Origin of the sequence: Streptomyces sp. NPDC059668 (assembly GCF_042734135.1) — a bacterium.
GTDB lineage: Bacteria > Actinomycetota > Actinomycetes > Streptomycetales > Streptomycetaceae > Streptomyces.
In genome coordinates this window covers 11,795-29,434 of the sequence record NZ_JBHWEL010000071.1, presented here as the reverse complement: position 1 = coordinate 29,434, position 17,640 = coordinate 11,795, and the positions used below count along the sequence as shown (strand labels likewise).

Genomic DNA, 17,640 nt, shown 5'->3' with positions numbered 1-17,640 from the left:
CGCCGGTACGGAAATCAGGGCCGTGTTTCTCGCGGGCGTGGACCTGTCCGGGCCCGGCCGAGCGCCCTCACAGCCGTCCGGCTTCCACGAGGGCGGGCAGGTCGCCGCCGGTGGCCAGGGCACGGCCGGAAGCCCGGGCCACGGTGGAGCCGAGGGTCCGTCAGGCGGCCGTCAGTGACTGTTCGGCCCAGATGGTCTTGCCGCCGTCCTCGTACCGGGTGCCCCAGTGCCGGGTCATGGAGGCGACCAGGAACAGCCCCCGCCCTCCCTCGTCCTGAAGCCGGGCGTGGCGCAGGTGCGGCGCGGTGTCGGCGTCGTCGCTGACCTCCACTGTCAGCGTGCTGTCGAGGATCAGACGCAGCCGGATGGCTCCCTCCGCGTGCCGGACCACGTTGGTGGCGAGCTCGCTGACGACCAGGTCGGTGACGAACACATGGTCCTCCAGACCCCACTGCGCCAGTCGCTCACGTGTCGCCCGCCGGGCCTCGCGGACCGAGACCGGCTCGGACGGGAAGGTCCAGGTCGCCACGTGGTCCGGCGCCAGGCTCCGGGTCCGGGCCACCAGCAGCGCGGCCCCGTCCTCCGGGGCCGTGCCCCGCAGCACCTTGTAGGCCGCCGCGTCGCAGATCTCCGAGGGGTCCGCCGAGGCATCGGCGACCGTCTCGCGCAGCCGGCTGACCCGCTCGTCCGCCTCGCCGGGATAGCGGTCCGCGCTGCCGTCCGAGAAGAGGGACAGCAGGCTTCCGGGCGACAGCTCCGTGGTGTGGACCTCGTACGGCAGACCGCGTCCGAGCGGAGCGCCGCGCGGTACGTCGAGTCCGCTGACCACGCCCTGGGGGCTGGTGACCAAGGGGCTTTCATGGCCCGCCGAGGCCGCCGCGCACCGGCGGGTGATCGGGTCGTAGGTGAGATACACGCACGAGGCGGTGAACGGGGGCCGCGCGTGCAGCAGGGTCAGCGGGTCGGAGTCCTGTTCGTGGGCGAGCCGTTGGGCGACGTCGTCGAGATGGACCAACAGCTCGTCGGGTGGCAGGTCCATGGCGGCCAGGGTGGAGACCGCGGTGCGCAGGCGTCCCATCACGACGGAGGCCAGCAGGTCTTCTCCCGGCACGTACCCGATGACCAGGCCGATCCGGCAGCTGGAGAGGCGCAGGACGTCGAACCAGTGGGCGCCGTAGCGTCCCGGCATGTAGCAGTGCGACGAGTCCACCGCAGCCGTCAGCGGTGCCGTCCGCGGGAGCAGGCTGCGCTGAAGCGTGGTCGCGACCGTGTGCTCACGGGTGAAGCGGCGGGCGTTGTCGACGCAGAGGGCGGTACGGGCGGCGAGTTGTGTCGCCAGCGACAGGTCCTCGTCGTCGAAGGGTTCGGGGTGGGAACCGGCCCGGTAGAAGCTGGCCAGCCCGAGCACGAGTCCGTGCACGGTCAGCGGGGTCACGATGAGGGAGTGGACGCCGGTCCGCCGGATGAACTCGGCGCGCAGCCGGTCGTTGGCCAGCCATCGGCGGGCCGAGACGACCGATTCGACCAGCCGCGGCCGGAGGTCGGCCAGTGCCTGGGTGTACGGCGTGGGGATCGCGAAATGGCTGGTGCTGCCGATCGGGTAGGCGCCGTACTGACCCTCGCGGGCCTTGAATCCGGCGCGTTTCATCGGCGGCTGGTCGGTGACCGGGCCCACGGGCGCGTCGCCCGTGAGCACCGACTCCAGCAGATCGACGGCGATGGCGTCCGCGAAGGTGGGGACCCCGATCTCGGTGAGTTCCTGCGCGGTGCGCAGCGCGTCCAGGGACGATCCGATCCTGGCGCGCGCGATGCTCAGCAGATCCAGTTCCTCCTGCCGGCGGACCTGGTCCGTGACGTCGTGGATCATGGAGGCGGCCCCGATGGGGCGGCCGCGCTCCCACAACGGATAACCGGTGACGGCGTAGTCGTGCCGGTTCCCCGGATCGGCCGGCGGGTACGTCGACACCGGGCGGTCGAACACCGGGGAGGCTCCCGCCATCACCTCGCGGATGATCGGCGACAGCGGGAGATGGGGGTCCAGGTCCTGGAGACCTGCCCCGATCACCTGGCTCGCGGGCAGACCTCGCATGGCCAGGACCGCCGGATTGGCCCGCAGGACGCGAAGGTCCGTGTCGTAGACCTCCAGCCCGGCCCTGGCCTGCTCGAACAAGGCCTTCTCGAAGCCTTTCGCTCCGTTCCACGCGGTGGTGTCGGCACGCGCGTGACCGTGTCGTTGTCCACGAGGCATGAGCGACCTCATCTCTCACCGACAAGCCCAGTAAACCCATGTCCGCACCGGCGCCGCCACCGCGGGGGGCGGCTCCGGTGCGGAGGTCACGGAGAGTGCGGAGGCACGACAGGCCGGGGCGGCCCGAGAGCTGAGCCCCGCCGACGACGGCGAACCCGGAGCGGGCGGGCACCCGCCCGCTCGACCTCAGGGGGGTGGACGGCGAGCCGTTCACCCCCCGGAAGCCCTGGCGCCGGCTGGGGCCAAGGGCGGGCCCGGATCAGTGCGGTGCGACCGCGGTCACCGCCGGCGCGTTGTAGGCCTCCACCCGCAGCTTCGGCCTGCCCGGACGGAGCGCCTCGGCCGGCCAGGACAGGGTGAGGGTGCGGGTCTCGCCGGGCAGCAGCCACAGATAGTTGTCGCTGTACAGGGTCGGCAGCACCCGCTCGCCGGTCGTCGAGTCGACGAGCGAGACACGGACCATCGCCGCGACCGAACCGCCCTTGTTCCGCAGCCGCGCGGTGAGTTCGCCGCGGTCGCCCGAGCGGTCCGTGCCGGTGACCTCGGCGGACAGCCTCGTCCGGTCGGCACGGTTCAGTGCCTGCATGGCCTGGGCGGTGCGGTGGCGCCAGTAGGTGTTCTCGGCCAGCATCCGGCCGTTCGAGTCCTCCAGACGCAGCCGCAGCAGATGGAGATCGGGCAGGTCGTCCGTCCAGCCGGCGGTGAACGCGTCCGCCGTGGCCGACGGCGCGATGTCGACGGACTTCCGCCGCTGCGCGGCGACTTCGCGCCCCGACAGGTCGAGGAACTTGGCGGTGACCGTGGCGCGGCGGACCGAACGCGGGGTGTGGTTGACCGCGATCACCCGGCCGTCCCGCGGATCGGCCTGCACGTGCAGCGCCTCGTTGGCCTTGCGGGCCCCGTAGTACGCGCCGTTGACGTCGAAGTCGTAGTCGTAGGTCTGCCACACGGTGCTGTACCAGGCGGGGTGCGACATCCACAGCATCAGACCGGTGGCGTCGTCCCACAACTTCGCGTTCCAGGCCTCGAACATGGCCCGGAAGTTCTCGTAGTTGACGAACTGCGCCTTGCGGCAGAAGTCGTCGAGGTCCTTGGCCGTGCCGAGCCGTTCCTCGACGGCCGCCATGTAGTTCTGCGGGGCCTGGTTGCCCCGCGTGCTCCAGTCGTGGAGGTACCAGGCACCGCCCACGGGCCACTCGGGCTCGTCGCCGACGAGCCGGCGCATGGTCTCCGCGGTCGGCAGGACGGGCATGCCGATCTCGGTGTGGAAGCCGAAGTTGCCACTGCCGTACGTCGTCGGCGTGTAGTAACGCTCGGGCTCCACCCAGCCGTAGGGGCCGCCACCGGTCACGATGCCGCCGGCCGAGTTGTTCTGGTACAGCACGTCCGGCGCCTCGGCCCGCACCGCCTTGCGCATCCCGTCGTCGACCGCACCCGGGGGGTTGCCCTCGTTGGCGCCGCACCACACGACGACACAGGGGTGGATCCGGTAGCGCCGCACGGTGTCCTGCGCGGCGTCGAGGAACAGCTGGTGGTTCGGCGGGTCCATGCCCCACGCGTTGGGGAAGTCGTTCCACACGAGCAGCCCGTGCTCGTCGCAACTGGCGAAGAACTCCTCGCGGTTGCTGCACCCGACCCAGTTGCGGATCATGGTGAAGTTCATGTCACGGTGCATCCGGACGGCCGCGTCCATCCGCTCGGCCGGCATCCGGCGCAGCAGTTCGTCCCAGCCCCAGTTGCCGCCGCGGCAGAAGACCCGGACACCGTTGACACTGATCTTGAGCGGGTCGATGGAGTTGTCGACGGAGGTGACGTCCGTCCACTTGTCGCCGTCGTCGGACACCTGGATGGTATACGTCTTCGCGTAGGCCTGTTCCCAGGTGATCGCGACCCGGTCGAAGCGCACCGGCGAACCGAGGTCGACCTGGATCCACTGCTCGTCCTCGTAGGCCGAGGCCCAGCGCGTGTTGGGGTTGCCGTCCACGGCGTTCGAGGGCCCGTTGGAGTCCTGCTCGACGGACGACGCGGTGGCCTTCTTGCGCAGTGCGAGGTCGGTGTCGGCGGCGCTGCTGTCCACGACCGACAGGCCCCACATCGACGAACCCCAACTGCTGGCCCGGGTATGGCAGAAGACCCGCAGATAGCGTGCGGTCCGGGCCGCGAAGTCCACGTTCTGCAGGCTCGCCGAACCCGAGGTGTGGAACGGCAGCGGCACCGCCGTGTTGTCCACGGCCTTCGCGTCGGTCCACCTGTCGCCGTCGTCGGACACCTGGACGGTGTACGTCTTCGCGTACGCCTGCTCCCAGGTGAGGACCACCCGGTCGAACGACAGGGAGGAGCCCAGGTCGACCTGGACCCACTGCTCGTCCTGGAACGCGGAGGACCAGCGGGTGCCGGGGTCCCCGTCCGTGACGTTGCCGGCCCCGTTGGAGTCGGTGTCGACCGTGGAGGCCGTGGCCGGCCTGTGCAGCGCGAGGTCGGTGTCGGGCGCCGCGCTGTCGGCGACGCTCAGGCTCCACAGGGAGGAACCCCAGTCCGTGGCCCGGGTGTGGCACGCGATACGCACGTACCGGGCCTTCTGCCGGGTGAGGTCCACCGTCTGCGCGTACGAGTCGCTGCCGGTCTGGAAGACCAGCGGCACCTCGTACTCGTAGCCGAACTGGCGGATGCCGAACCGTGTGGTGCGCCGGTCGCTCTCCTGGCCGTCGACCGACACGGCCAGCGTCAGCCCGTGCAGCGCCGCCTCGCCGTAGCCGTTGGGCCACCACAGCTTCGGGTCGCGCAGCCGGAGCCGGGAGAAGTCCGCCGGGCTGAAGACGACGTCGGAGCTCTGGCCGCCGGGGACGGTGACCGTCCTGGTCACGCGTACGTCGTCGAAGGCCGCCGAGACGGTGACGCGTCTGTCGACCGTGTCGGCGTTGCGCACCGGCACGGTGATCGTCACCTCGGCCGTCCGCGTGTCCGGCAGGTCGGGCAGCCGCGAGTCCACGCGCGGGTCGCCGATGACGGCCGCGCCGGTGGAACGCAGGCGCACGTGGTTCCAGATGCCGGCGGCCCGGTCGCGCACCGCGGGCATCCAGTCCCAGCCGGAAGAGGCCAGGTACGTGGGCGAGTTGCGGTTCATGGTGTTCGCGCCGGCGTCGACGAAGGCGAGACCCTGGGGGCCCTTGTCACCCGGGCTGCCGGGCACCGGCATCGGACTGATCTTCACCGCGACGGCCTGGTCGCCGTCCCCGAGCAGCTTCGTCACGTCGAAGGCACCCCGGGCGAACGGGCTGGTGACGGTACCCACGTGGGAGCCGTTGAGCCACACGTCGGCCTCGTGGTTGACGCCGTCGAACTCCAGCCAGACGTGCCGGCCGGTCCCTGTGCGCAGGCCCTTCGGCAGCTCGAACGCGCGGCGGTACCACCAGGAGTGGCGGGAGAGGGCCTCGGGGATGTGCAGGTTGTTCATCCCGGCGACCGGGTCGGGGAGGTGACCCCGGTCCACGAGGGAGGTCAGGACCGTGCCGGGGACCGTCGCGGGCAGCCAACCGCTGGTGTCCACCGCGGGCTTGGACAGTTCCGCGCCGCCCTGGCCGGCCCGGTCGTCCATCGTCAGGTCCCAGCCGGACTCCAGCGGCACGGTACCGTCCGCGCCGGCCCGGAGCGCTGGGGGCGTGCGGTGATGGGTGCCCCAGTCGGTCCAGCCGGTCACCGACGGGCGCGCGGTGCGGCAGGTCCCGTACACCTGGAGGCCGTTGAGCCCCACAGGGTTCGTGTTGGACCGCTTGTTGACGGTCATGCGTATCCAGCGGGCGGTGGCGGGCTTCTGGAACGGGATCTCCACCACCCCGCCCTTGCCCGCGTCGGTGCGGAACGCGGTGGTCCAGCTGTGGTTGTCACGGGAGGTCTCGACGACGAAGTCGGTCGCGCAACTGGACAGGATCTCCTGGCCGGTGGTGTCCAGACGGGGGTTGCCGCTGGACGAGTCCACGTACGGGGGATCGTCCAGCGTGGCCTCGAAGGTGAGCCGCAACGACTCCACCTCGCACAGAGCCTGAAGGTCGACGGAGATCCACTGCGGGTCGCCGACCGCGGCGCGCCAGCCCGAGTTCCTCACACCGACACCGGTCAGGCCGTCGACGGCGAACTCGGCCGGAGTGGGGGCGTAGTCGGTGGAGGACACCAGCACCGGCCGGTTCGCCGCGAGTTCACCCCGGCTGGAACTGGTGCCCGGCCGGCCGGTGGTGGCCGCCGCGGCGGCGCCGGGCAGGGCCATGCCGACGCCGAATCCGGCGAGCAGGGTGGAACCGGCCGAGAGAACGGCGCGCCGGGAAGGAGGGGAGGACTGATTCGACATGAACCTTGGCTCCGATCAGGGATGTCGAAAGAAACCGGGCGCTCGACTCAGTGAAGGATGACAACGTTGCCAACGCCCATGACAACGTTGCCGAACACTGCCCCGGCGTACGCCCCCTGTCAAGGTTTCCGGCAGATGACGGATCACGGCTTCTATTAAATTAGGAATTAATATTGACAAGATTTCGGCCTCGGGCCAGAGTCGTCGCCGTGACGCCGGGGCCTCCGGTCCAGTGCGGCCCGCGTCTCGCCCCTACTGCTTCCCAACCACCGGGAGTGGCACGTGACTTCGCAAGCACCCGCACCGAGGCCCGGACCCCGCCGCCTCACCCGCCGTAGTGTCGCCACCGCGGCCATGGTGGTCGCCGCGGCGACCACGGCCTCCACCGCCTCCGCGACCTCCTCGGCCCCGCGGGACCACGGCGCGCCCGCCTCCTACGACAGCGGACTCGCCCCGACCCCCTACATGGGCTGGAACACCTACTACGGCCTGGGCGCGCCCACCGAGAAGGAGGTCCGCTCCGTCGCCGACAAGCTGGTCAGCAGCGGTCTGCGGGACAGCGGCTACGACATCGTCTGGCTCGACGGCGGCTGGCAGGCCGACAACCCGCGTGACGCGCGGGGCCGGTTGGTCGCCAACCCCGAGCGTTTCCCCTCCGGCATCCCCGCCCTCGTCTCGTACCTGCACCAGCGCGGCCTGCGTGCCGGCATCTACACCGACGCGGGCACCTACGACGGCGGGAAGAGCTGCGGCCTGGGCAGCCGCGGCCACTACGACGACGACGCACGGCAGTTCGCGGGCTGGAAGATCGACGCCATCAAGGTCGACTTCCTCTGTGGCATCGGCGCGAAGCTCGACCCGGGCCCCGCGTACAAGGAACTCAGCGACGCGGTGGCGAAGTCGGGCCGTCGCATGCTGCTGAACCTGTGCAACCCGCTCACCGACGACTGGGGCCTGCCGCACACCCCCGAGCAGGACGCCCACAACACGTTCGTCTACGCCCCGGCCATCGCCGACTCCTGGCGCACCGGCACCGACATCGCGTGGGGCACGCCGACCCCGGGCGAGTGGCCCAACATCCTGCGCAACATGGACGCCAACGCCTGGCATCCCGAGGCGCAGGGCCCCGGCCACTGGAACGACCCCGACTACCTCATCCCCATGCGCCCGATGTCGGACGGCACACCGGAGCTGACCGAGGAGGAGTCCACCACCCAGTTCGTGATGTGGGCCGAGATGGCCTCCCCGCTCGTCCTCGGCTCCGACCCGCGCACCCTGAACCCCTCGATGCTGGCCACCCTCCGCAACCCGGAGATCATCGCCGTCGACCAGGACCGCCTGGGCATCCAGGGCGTCCGGGTCGCGTCCGACGACACCGGTGACGTGTACAGCAAGGTCCTCTCGGGCCGGGGTGAGCGGGCGGTCGTCCTGCTCAACCGGTCCGACAAGGCGGCCCAGCGCACCGTACGCTTCGCCGACACCGCCCTCGGCGGACCCGTCGCCGTGCGCGACCTGCGCGCCCGCGCCGACCGCGGCGTCCACACCGACTCCTACACGGTCGAAGTCCCCGCCCACGGAACCGCGTTCCTCAAGCTCACCGGCGCCGACGCGCTGCCCGGTGCCGGCCTGGGGGAGCGGACCACCTCCGACCCCGCGGTCGCGCGCTCCGGCGACACCGTGCACACCTTCCTGCGCGGCACCCACGGCACCCTGGTCCAGCACACGGACACCGGCCGCGGCGCGCCGCGCACCCGGGACCTCGGCGGTCCGGTGAAGGGCGGCATCCTCGGCCAGCCCGCCGTGCACGCCTCCGCCGACGGCCGCATCGACGTCTTCGTACGCGGCGCCGACTCCCGCGCCTACCGCCGGGTCTACACGGGCGGCCACTGGGGCGACTGGCAGAGCCTCGGCGGACGGCTCGGGGACGCGCCCTCGGTCGCGTTCACCGACCCCGGCCACTGGACGCTCGTCGCCCGCGACGGCGAAGGCCGGATCGTCCAGCGCGGCCCGTCCACCGGCTGGACCTCGCTCGGGACCCCCGACGGCCGGGTGACGTACGGCAGGCCGTCCGCGGCGGTCGACTCCACCGGCCGGGTGCACGTCGCCGTACGCACCGCGTCGGACGACGTCTGGACCCTCTCCCGGGACACCTCGGGCCAGTGGTCGGACTGGAGCGCACTCGGCGGCACCGTCAGCGGAAGCCCGACCCTCGTCACCGTCGGCGACCAGGTCCTCCTGTACGCGCGGGCCGGTGACTACACCCTCTGGCAGCAGCGGTACGAGGCGGGCTCCTGGCAGGGCTGGTCGAAGCGCCAGGAGTTCCCCAGCGCCGCGTTCGACGGAGCGCTCGGAGCCGTCGCGGGTGCGAACGGCACGGTCGACGCGGTCTACCGCGGAGTCGACGGCACCGCCCACCGCACCGCGTTCAAGTAGATCAGCCACCCGTCCTGACCTCGCAGGAGCTTTCCATGACCCCCTCGCAGACCAGCCGCCGGAGCTTCCTCGCCGGAGCCGGCGCAGCCGGAACCGCGGCGTTGCTCAGCGGTTGCGTGACCTCCACCTCGTCCTCGTCCAAGACCTCCTCCAAGGGCCCGGTCTCCCTGCAGTCCAACCTCTCGGCACCGCAGGCCAAGGCCGCGATGCAGGACCTGGTCGCCGCCTACAAGAAGAAGGGGGGCGTCGACCTCAACACGGTCGCCGCCGAGACCTTCCGCACCCAGCTGCCGACGTACCTCACCTCCGCCAACCCGCCGGACGTCTACACCTGGTACCCCGGCTCGGTCGCGGACGCCTACGCCCGCAAGAACCTCCTGCTCGGTCTCGACGAGGTGTGGACCTCGCCCGACCTGCAGCGCTACTCCAAGGCCCTGCACACGCTGTGCACCTCCAGCAACGGCAAGAAGGTCTTCGTGCCGACCACCTACTACTGGTGGGGCATGTTCTACCGCAAGTCCAACTTCGCGAAGTGGGGCGTGACCCCGCCCACCGACTGGGACGGCTTCCTCGACCTGTGCGACAAGCTCAAGTCCAAGGGCGTCGCCCCGATCGGCCTCGGCGCGGGCGGCAACACCGCCTGGGTCGCCTCCGCCTGGTTCGACTACCTCGACATCCGCATCAACGGTGCCCAGTACCACCGTGAACTCCTCGCCGGCAAGCACCGCTTCGACGACCCCGAGGTCCACAAGGTCTTCGACCGCTGGAAGGAGGTCCTCCCGTACTTCGACCCCAGCGGCACCGCCGTCGCCTTCCAGGACGCCACCACCGCACTGCTCAACGGCCGTTCGGGCATGATGCTGATCGGCACGTTCTTCGCCGACGCGGCACCGAAGGACGCGCTGGAGGACATCGACTTCTTCCGCTTCCCCGTCATCGACCCCAAGGTCCCGCTCGCCGAAGAGGCGCCCACCGACGGGTACTTCGCCAGCGCCCGCTCCGGCCACCGCGACCAGGTCTTCGACCTGCTGCGCTTCCTGGCCGGCGCCGAGGCCCAGGAGATCTACCTCAAGGGCTCCTCCGGCACCGCGCTGCCCTGCCACCCCGACGCCAAGGACACCGGCACCCCGCTGGTGACCAAGGGCCGCAAGCACGTGGCCGAAGCCGCCGAGATCACCCAGTTCTTCAACCGCGACTCCAGCGACGCCCTCCAGCCCACCGCCGACACCGCCCTGACCAAGTTCATCGCCAAGCCCAAGGAGATCAACAGCATCCTGACGGACTGGCAGCGCGACGCCCAGAAGATCTGGGGAGCGTGACGTGGCCGTCCTCACCACGGCCGCCCGCAAGACGACCCCGGTCCCGACGCCGCCCCGCGGCCGAAGGGCCGGGGGTCCGCGCCGCACCCCACCGATGGTCCTGGCGTTCGTCCTCGTCCCGCTGCTCGCCGAGGCGGTCTGGGTCTTCTGGCCCGCCCTGCAGGGCTTCTACCTGGCACTCACCAGCTGGGACGGGGTCTCCGCACCCCGCTTCGTCGGCCTCGCCAACTTCCGGGAGATGCTGCACGACGACGTCTTCCGCACCGCGGCCGTCGACACCGTGCTGTGGCTCCTGCTCTTCGGCGGACTGTCCGCGCTGCTCGGCCTCGCCACCGCCCTGCTGCTCCAGCAGGAACGCCGCGGCGTGGGCTTCTACCGCGCCGCCCTGTTCCTGCCGGTGGTGTTCTCCCTGGTCGCCACCGCCCTCGTCTGGCAGGCGATCTACCAGCCCGACGGCGTCCTCAACCAGCTCCTCCAGGCGGTCGGCCTCGGCAGCCTGCGCCACGCCTGGCTCGCCGACCAGGACACCGCCCTGTACGCCGTCATCGTGCCCGCCCTGTGGCGCCAGATCGGCTACGTCATGGTGCTCTACCTGGCCGGCCTCAAGGGCATCGACCCGGCCCTCTACGAAGCGGCCAAGGTCGACGGCGCCGGACGCTGGCAGAGCTTCCGCCATGTGACGCTGCCCCAACTGCGCGGCGTCAACGCGGTCGTCCTGTCCGTCATCGTCATCGACTCGCTGCGCTCCTTCGACGTGGTGTGGTCCCTCACCCGTGGCGGCCCCTACCACTCCTCGGAACTGCTGAGCACCTACATGTACTCCACCGCCTTCCAGTCCCTGCGGCTCGGCTACGGCTCCGCCCTGGCCGTCGTCATCTTCCTGCTGGCCTTCGGAGTGATCGCCTCCTACCTCGTGCGCGCCTTCCGGGAGGCGGACTGATGACCACTCCGCGCACCTCCGACGCCGCCCTGCGCCGACGCCGCCTGGCCACCGCCGGATTCCACACCGGCGCCGGGGCCCTGTCCCTGCTCTGGCTGCTGCCGATCCTCCTGGTCCTGGTCACCAGCCTGCGGTCCTTCGACGACATCGCCGCGCACGGGCTGGGCAGTTGGCCCCGCTCCTTCACCCTCGGCAACTTCGGGCAGGCCTGGGTCGACGGCGGCCAGCAGCGCGCCCTCGTCAACAGCCTGCTCGTGACGGTCCCCTGCGTCCTGGTGACCCTCGCACTGGCCGCGATGGCCGCGTTCGGGCTCAGCCGCTACGAGATGCCCTTCCGCCGCTCGCTGCTCCTGCTCATGCTCGGCGGCAACCTGCTGCCCCCGCAGATCCTGCTGATCCCGGTCTCCAAACTCAGCGAACTCATGGGCCTGTACGACACGCTGCCCGCGCTGATCGGCGTGCAGATCGGCTTCGGCGTCGGCTTCTACGTCTTCGTGCTGCACGGCTTCATGCGGTCCATCCCCGCCGAGATCCAGCAGGCGGCGGTCGTCGACGGCGCCGGTCCCTGGCAGATCTTCTGGCGGATCATCCTCCCCCTCACCCGCCCCGCCCTCGCCGCGCTCAGCGCCCTGTCCTTCACCTGGATCTTCAACGACCTGCTGTGGGCGATCACCGTCCTGCGCACCGACACCAAGATGCCCATCACCGCGGCCCTCATCGGACTCCAGGGCCAGTACGTGTCCATGTGGAACGTGATCGCGGCCGGCTCCGTCATCGCCGCCGCACCGACGGTGGCCGTCTTCCTCCGTTTCCAGCGTCACTTCGTGGCCGGACTCAACCTCGGAGCAGTGAAGTGACCCCGTACCAGCGCTGGACCCTGCGCACCGAGAACACCAGCTACACCGTGCGGCTCTCCCCGGACGGCCCCTGGGCCGAACTGGACGCCTGGGGCCCGCACGGGGCCGAGGACGGGCCCTCGGCCCTCGACTGGTCGCACCGCACCCACTTCGTCACCCCCGCCGACGCCGCCCCGGCCGAGTACCTGCCGCACGGACAGCGGCCGTTCACCGGCGCCGACCTGATCGCCGGGCGTCCCGGACGCGAACGCGGCGTCTGGTGGGAGTTCACCGGAGCGGAGGAGGACACCGGCACGCTCCGGCTGACCTTCACCGACGACCTCCTCGGCCTGCGCACCACCCTGTGCTACGCCGTCGTGCCGGGCACCGACGTCCTGCACCGCTGGACCGAACTCACCTGCACCGGCACCGAGGAACTGCGTCTGGAGCGCCTCGACTCCGGCGCCGTCAACGTGCCCGTCACCGCCGGGGCCCGGCTCACCTACCTCACCGGACAGTGGTCGCAGGAGTTCCAGCACACCCGACTCGCCCTCACCCGGGGCACCTTCACCATGGGCAGCACCCAGGGCACCCCCGGGCACGCCTACGCTCCCTGGCTCGCCGTCCAGGACCTCGCCGCGGACGACGCGCCCGCCTACGGCCTCGCGCTGGAGTGGGCCGGCAACTGGCACATCACCGCGGAGGCCGAACCCGGCGGCGCCGTCCGGGTCCGCGCCGGACGCGTGCCGCACGAGGGCGCCGTCCTCCTCGCCCCCGGCGCGACCCTCACCACGCCCCGCCTCGCCTGCGCGTTCAGCGCCGACGGACTCGACGGCCTCTCCCGCGTCTGGCACCGCTACGAGCGCCACCTCGGCGGAGAGCGGCTGCACCGCCCGCGCAAGGTCCTCTACAACTCGTGGGAGGCCACCGGCTTCGACGTCGACGCGGCCGGACAGCTCGAACTCGCCAAGGCCGCGGCCGACATCGGCGCGGAGCTGTTCGTCGTGGACGACGGCTGGTTCACCGGCCGCGCGGACGACACCGCCGGCCTCGGCGACTGGTATCCCGATCCGGCCGCCTTCCCGGCGGGCTTCGACCGGTTCGTGGAGGACGTCCGCGCGCTCGGCATGGACTTCGGCCTGTGGATCGAACCCGAGTCCGTCAGCCCCGGCAGCCGGCTGCTGGCCGAACACCCCGACTGGGCCTACCGGATCGACGGCCGCCCCGCTCGCCTGGTCCGCAACCAGCTGCTCCTCGACCTCGGCCGCGCGGATGTGCAGGACTTCGTCCTCGCCACCCTGGACCGACTGCTCGGCGAGCACCGGATCGACTACCTCAAGTGGGACATGAACCGGCCGCCCACCGAACGCGGCCGGCCCGGCCCCACCCCCGCCGAACGCCTCGACCTGGACGCCGCCCACGTCCACGGATACCTGCGTGTCCTCGACCACCTGCGCACCGCCCACCCCCATGTGACCGTCGAGGGCTGCGCGGGCGGCGGAGGCCGCATCGACCACACGACCCTCGCCCGTACCGACGTCGTCTGGCCCAGCGACAACACCGCGCCCCTGGACCGGCTCGCCATCCAGTACGGCTTCCTGCACGCCCACGCCCCGCACGTCATGAGCTCCTGGGTCACCGACGCCCCCGGAGTCTTCGACCCCCGTCCGCGCAGCCTCGCCTTCCGCTTCGTCACCGCGATGTGCGGTGTCCTCGGCATCGGCGCCGACCTGCGCACCTGGTCCCCGCGCCAACGTGCCGAGGCCGCCGGGTGGATCGCCCGCTACAAGGACGTACGCGACGTGATCCACCACGGCGAGGCCCGTCTGCTCGGCAGCCCGGACGACGCCACCTGCGGAGTCCAGTACGACGGCGCGGACGGCCGGACCGTCGTCGCCGCCCTGAACACCGGCCGCCTGGACGGCGCCCCCCTGGTGCCGGGCCGCCCCGCCCGGCTGCGCCCGCGCGGCCTCGATCCGGCCGCCCGCTACCGCGACGAGGCCTCCGGCACGACCTACGGCGGCGCCCACCTCCTGCACTACGGCCTGCCGTTCGCGTGGACCGCCGACCACGACGCCGAACTGGTCGTGCTGACCCGGCATCCGGGCCCGCGACCGGCGTAGGTTCGACCCACCCCGCCCCATGGGCACGCATTCCGTGCCCGACCCGAAGGAGCCGTAACCCACGATGGACCAGCCCGTACGACGCGGCGGTGCCCGCTTCACCGGCCGCACGGCCGTGGTCACCGGGGCCGCCTCCGGCATCGGAGCCGCCACCGCCGCACGCCTCGCCCAGGAGGGAGCCGCCGTCGTGCTCGTCGACATCGACGAGGAGCGGGGCCGTGGCGCGGCGGAACGGATCACCGAGGACGGCGGCCGGGCCCGCTTCGTCACGGCGGACGTCGCCGCCGAGGACGACTGGCGGCGCGTCATCACCGCCGCCCACTCCTTCGGGCCCGTCGACGTCCTGGTCAGCAACGCCTACACCGTCGACGTCCACCCCGCCCACGAACTCACCCTCGCCTCCTGGCGCCGCCAGCTCGACGTCAACCTCACCGCGGGCTTCCTCGGGGTCCGCGCCGTCCTGCCCGACCTGCGCGACCGGGGCGGCGCGGTCGTCCTCACCTCGTCCGTCCACGCCCACAAGGGCATCCCCGGACACCCCGCCTACGCCGCGTCCAAGGGCGCCCTGCTCTCCCTGTGCGGACAACTGGCCGTCGAGTACGGGCCCGAGGTCCGCGTCAACGCCGTCCTGCCGGGACCGATCCTCACCGCCGCCTGGGACCGGGTACCGCCCGAGGAACGGGAGCGGAGCGTCGCCGAGACCGCGGCCCGCCGCTTCGGCACCCCCGAGGAGGTGGCCGCGGCCATCGCGTTCCTCGGCTCCGACGAGGCCTCGTACATCACCGGGTCGCACCTCCTCGTCGACGGCGGCTGGAGCGTCCTGAAGGCCTCCGCATGACCGAGCCCCGACCACCGAAAGGCTGTACGACATGACGCCCTACGCCCGCCGCGGCGTGCACGGTCAGACCGTGGAGTTCCTCGCGCGCCGCATCCTCGGCGGCGAGATCCCCGAGGGGGCCACGCTCGACCTCGTGGCGCTGCAGCGCGAGCTGGACGTCAGCCTCACCGCGCTGCGCGAGTCCCTCAAGGTCCTCGCCGCCAAGGGCATGGTCGACGCCCGTCAGAAACGCGGCACGTTCGTGCGCGCCCGCGCCGACTGGAACCTGCTCGACGCCGACGTGCTGCGCTGGCAGATGCAGGGCGCCGGCTCCGCCGAGGCCGACCTCGGCCTGCTGCGCAACCTCGCCGAGGTCCGCGCCATCGTCGAACCGGCCGCGGTCCGGCTGGCCGCCGAGCGCCGTACCGACGCCGACCTCGCCGCCCTGGAGGACGCCCTGACGGCGATGGGGGAGGACGGCACCGGCGCCGCCCACGCCGTCGAGTCCGACCTCGCCTTCCACCGCGCCCTGCTCGCCGCGACCCACAACGAACTCCTCGAACGCATGGAGGTGGTGATCGAGTCCGGCCTCGCCCACCGCGACAGCATCGTGCACAGCGCTCCGCACAGCGAGGACCCCGTACCCGCCCACCGCGCCGTCCTGGACGCCGTACGCGACCGGGACCCGCGGGCCGCCGAAGCGGCCATGCGCGCCCTGCTCGACCAGGCCGGACGCGACCTGGACCGGATCGGCGGACCCGACGACCCGAAAGGCACCGGTGGCCGGTGAAGATCACACGCGTCGAAACCTTCCTCGTACCGCCGCGCTGGCTGTTCTGCCGCGTGGAGACCGACGAGGGCGTGACCGGCTGGGGCGAACCCGTCGTCGAGGGCCGCGCCGAACTGGTGCGGACCGCCGTCGAGGTGCTCTCCGAATACCTCCTCGGCCAGGACCCGCTCCGTATCCAGGACCACTGGCAGGTCCTCACCAAGGGCGGCTTCTACCGGGGCGGCCCGGTCCTGTCCAGCGCCGTCGCCGGACTCGACCAGGCCCTGTGGGACATCGCGGGCAAGACCTACGGCGCCCCCGTGCACGCCCTGCTCGGCGGACCCGTGCGCGACCGGGTCCGGGTCTACGCCTGGGTCGGAGGTGACGAACCCGCCGAACTCACCGAGCAGATCAGCGCGCAGGTGGAGGCCGGATTCACCGCCGTGAAGATGAACGGCGCCGGACGCGTCGGGCCGGCCGCCACCATGGCCGAGACCGCGGCGGTCGTCGCCCGCGTGGCGGCGGCCCGCGAGGTCCTCGGACCCGACCGGGACGTCGCCGTCGACTTCCACGGCCGCTTCACCGCCGCCAACGCCCGCCGCGTCCTGAACGAACTCGCGCCCCTGCATCCCCTGTTCGTCGAGGAACCGGTCCTCCCCGAGCAGAGCCACCTGCTGGCCGGGCTCGTCGGCGCCAGCCCGGTACCGCTGGCCACCGGTGAACGCCTCTACTCCCGCGCCGAGTTCCTGGCCCCGCTCACCGCCGGCATCGCCGTCGCCCAGCCGGACCTCTCCCACGCCGGGGGCATCTCCGAGGTCCACCGCATCGCCTCCCTCGCCGAGACGTACGGCGCCCACCTCGCCCCGCACTGCCCCCTCGGCCCGATCGCCCTGGCCGCCAGCCTCCAAGTCGCCTTCGCCACACCCAACTTCCTCATCCAGGAACAGAGCAGGGGCATCCACTACAACAAGGACGCCGACCTCCTCTCGTACGTCGTCGACCCCGAGCCCTTCCGGTTCGTGGACGGGCACGCGCCGCGCGGCATCGCACCGGGCCTCGGCGTCACCGTCGACGAGGCCGCCGTCCGCGCCGCCGACCGCGCGGGCCACGCCTGGCGCAACCCCGTGTGGCGGCACCCCGACGGCTCCTTCGCGGAGTGGTGAGCGTGCCGCTGGTCATCGTCACCGACCCCCTCCACGGCGGCCGTTGGACCTCCCTCGCGGCGCCCGGCCGCGAGTGGCTCTGGCATCGCCCCGACCCCGGGCGCCAACAGGCCGTGCCCGGAGGGGCGTTCGTGGACGCGGGCGGCCTGGAGGAGTGCGTTCCCACCGTCCGCGGCACCCCGGACCACGGGGACGTCTGGGCCCGGCCCTGGACCCGGGAGGGTGCCGTCGAGTCCGTACGCTGTGCGGACTTCACCCTCCGCCGTACGATCCGTGCCACGGCCGGGGGAGCCGAGGCCGACTACGTCCTCACCGCGGAGCCGGGCTACCGCTTCGTCTGGGCCGCGCACGCCCTGCTCGACCTGTCGCCCGCCGCCACCCTGCACCTGCCCGCGGGGGCGTCCACCCGGCTGTTCCCGGAGGCCGCCGCGCTCGTCGACCGCCCCTGGCCGGACGGCGCCCCCTGGATCACCGGCGCCTGGCCGACCCCGTGCGGAGTCCCGCTGGAGCGGCTCGGCCCCGACGACGGCACCGCCGTGGGGGGGGGGGGGGGCGCCCCGGGGGGGGGGGGCCCCGCCCGCCCCCCCCCCCCCCCCCCCCCCCCGCACCCCCGCGTCAACCCCGCGTCGGTGGCCCCCTGGGACCACCAC

Annotated in this window: 10 protein-coding genes and 1 pseudogene; 9 read left to right on the top strand and 2 right to left on the bottom strand. The window is 72.1% G+C overall.

Going from position 1 to position 17,640, the window contains the following annotated elements:
• Positions 1-160: 160 nt before the first annotated feature.
• Complete coding sequence (locus ACFV2J_RS34525) at positions 161-2,248, bottom strand: SpoIIE family protein phosphatase (RefSeq protein WP_385092750.1); 2,088 nt, start codon at positions 2,246-2,248, stop codon at positions 161-163.
• 259 nt (positions 2,249-2,507) lie between these two features.
• On the bottom strand, positions 2,508-6,590 hold the full coding sequence (locus ACFV2J_RS34520) for a discoidin domain-containing protein (RefSeq protein ID WP_385442362.1): 4,083 nt from the start codon (positions 6,588-6,590) through the stop codon (positions 2,508-2,510).
• A gap of 354 nt (positions 6,591-6,944) precedes the next feature.
• On the opposite strand from ACFV2J_RS34520, the gene ACFV2J_RS34515 reads away from it, so the two are divergent.
• The 9 genes and pseudogenes from ACFV2J_RS34515 to ACFV2J_RS34475 all read left to right on the top strand — a co-directional run.
• On the top strand, positions 6,945-9,023 hold the full coding sequence (locus ACFV2J_RS34515; protein WP_385085345.1) for a glycoside hydrolase family 27 protein: 2,079 nt from the start codon (positions 6,945-6,947) through the stop codon (positions 9,021-9,023).
• Positions 9,024-9,058: 35 nt separating this feature from the next.
• On the top strand, positions 9,059-10,342 hold the full coding sequence (locus ACFV2J_RS34510; protein WP_385085316.1) for an ABC transporter substrate-binding protein: 1,284 nt from the start codon (positions 9,059-9,061) through the stop codon (positions 10,340-10,342).
• A gap of 1 nt (position 10,343) precedes the next feature.
• A complete protein-coding gene (locus ACFV2J_RS34505; protein ID WP_385085318.1) occupies positions 10,344-11,282 on the top strand; it encodes a carbohydrate ABC transporter permease in 939 nt (312 codons plus the stop codon).
• On the top strand, positions 11,282-12,139 hold the full coding sequence (locus ACFV2J_RS34500; protein ID WP_385085320.1) for a carbohydrate ABC transporter permease: 858 nt from the start codon (positions 11,282-11,284) through the stop codon (positions 12,137-12,139). Before ACFV2J_RS34505 ends, ACFV2J_RS34500 begins: the two co-directional genes overlap by 1 nt.
• Positions 12,136-14,241, top strand: coding sequence for an alpha-galactosidase (locus tag ACFV2J_RS34495; RefSeq protein WP_385085322.1), 2,106 nt, complete (start codon positions 12,136-12,138; stop codon positions 14,239-14,241). The genes ACFV2J_RS34500 and ACFV2J_RS34495 overlap by 4 nt, the downstream gene beginning before the upstream one ends.
• A 64-nt stretch (positions 14,242-14,305) precedes the next feature.
• On the top strand, positions 14,306-15,079 hold the full coding sequence (locus tag ACFV2J_RS34490; protein WP_385085324.1) for an SDR family NAD(P)-dependent oxidoreductase: 774 nt from the start codon (positions 14,306-14,308) through the stop codon (positions 15,077-15,079).
• Positions 15,080-15,110: 31 nt separating this feature from the next.
• Positions 15,111-15,848 (top strand): FadR/GntR family transcriptional regulator, encoded by a 738-nt coding sequence (locus ACFV2J_RS34485; protein WP_385085326.1) that lies wholly within the window; start codon positions 15,111-15,113, stop codon positions 15,846-15,848.
• Positions 15,845-16,990, top strand: a complete 1,146-nt coding sequence (gene dgoD, locus ACFV2J_RS34480; RefSeq protein WP_385085328.1) for a galactonate dehydratase — start codon at positions 15,845-15,847, stop codon at positions 16,988-16,990. Before ACFV2J_RS34485 ends, dgoD begins: the two co-directional genes overlap by 4 nt.
• A pseudogene (locus tag ACFV2J_RS34475) lies at positions 16,987-17,640 on the top strand (hypothetical protein); the annotation flags it as partial. The gene dgoD and the pseudogene ACFV2J_RS34475, both read left to right, overlap by 4 nt.

Bases quoted from the DNA above. Each gene is read 5' to 3' on its own strand.
- ACFV2J_RS34485 (WP_385085326.1), top strand. From the start codon at position 15,111: ATGACGCCCTACGCCCGCCGCGGCGTGCACGGTCAGACCGTGGAGTTC.
- ACFV2J_RS34520 (WP_385442362.1), bottom strand. From the start codon at position 6,590: ATGTCGAATCAGTCCTCCCCTCCTTCCCGGCGCGCCGTTCTCTCGGCC.
- ACFV2J_RS34525 (WP_385092750.1), bottom strand. From the start codon at position 2,248: ATGCCTCGTGGACAACGACACGGTCACGCGCGTGCCGACACCACCGCG.
- ACFV2J_RS34515 (WP_385085345.1), top strand. From the start codon at position 6,945: ATGGTGGTCGCCGCGGCGACCACGGCCTCCACCGCCTCCGCGACCTCC.
- ACFV2J_RS34490 (WP_385085324.1), top strand. From the start codon at position 14,306: ATGGACCAGCCCGTACGACGCGGCGGTGCCCGCTTCACCGGCCGCACG.
- ACFV2J_RS34510 (WP_385085316.1), top strand. From the start codon at position 9,059: ATGACCCCCTCGCAGACCAGCCGCCGGAGCTTCCTCGCCGGAGCCGGC.
- ACFV2J_RS34500 (WP_385085320.1), top strand. From the start codon at position 11,282: ATGACCACTCCGCGCACCTCCGACGCCGCCCTGCGCCGACGCCGCCTG.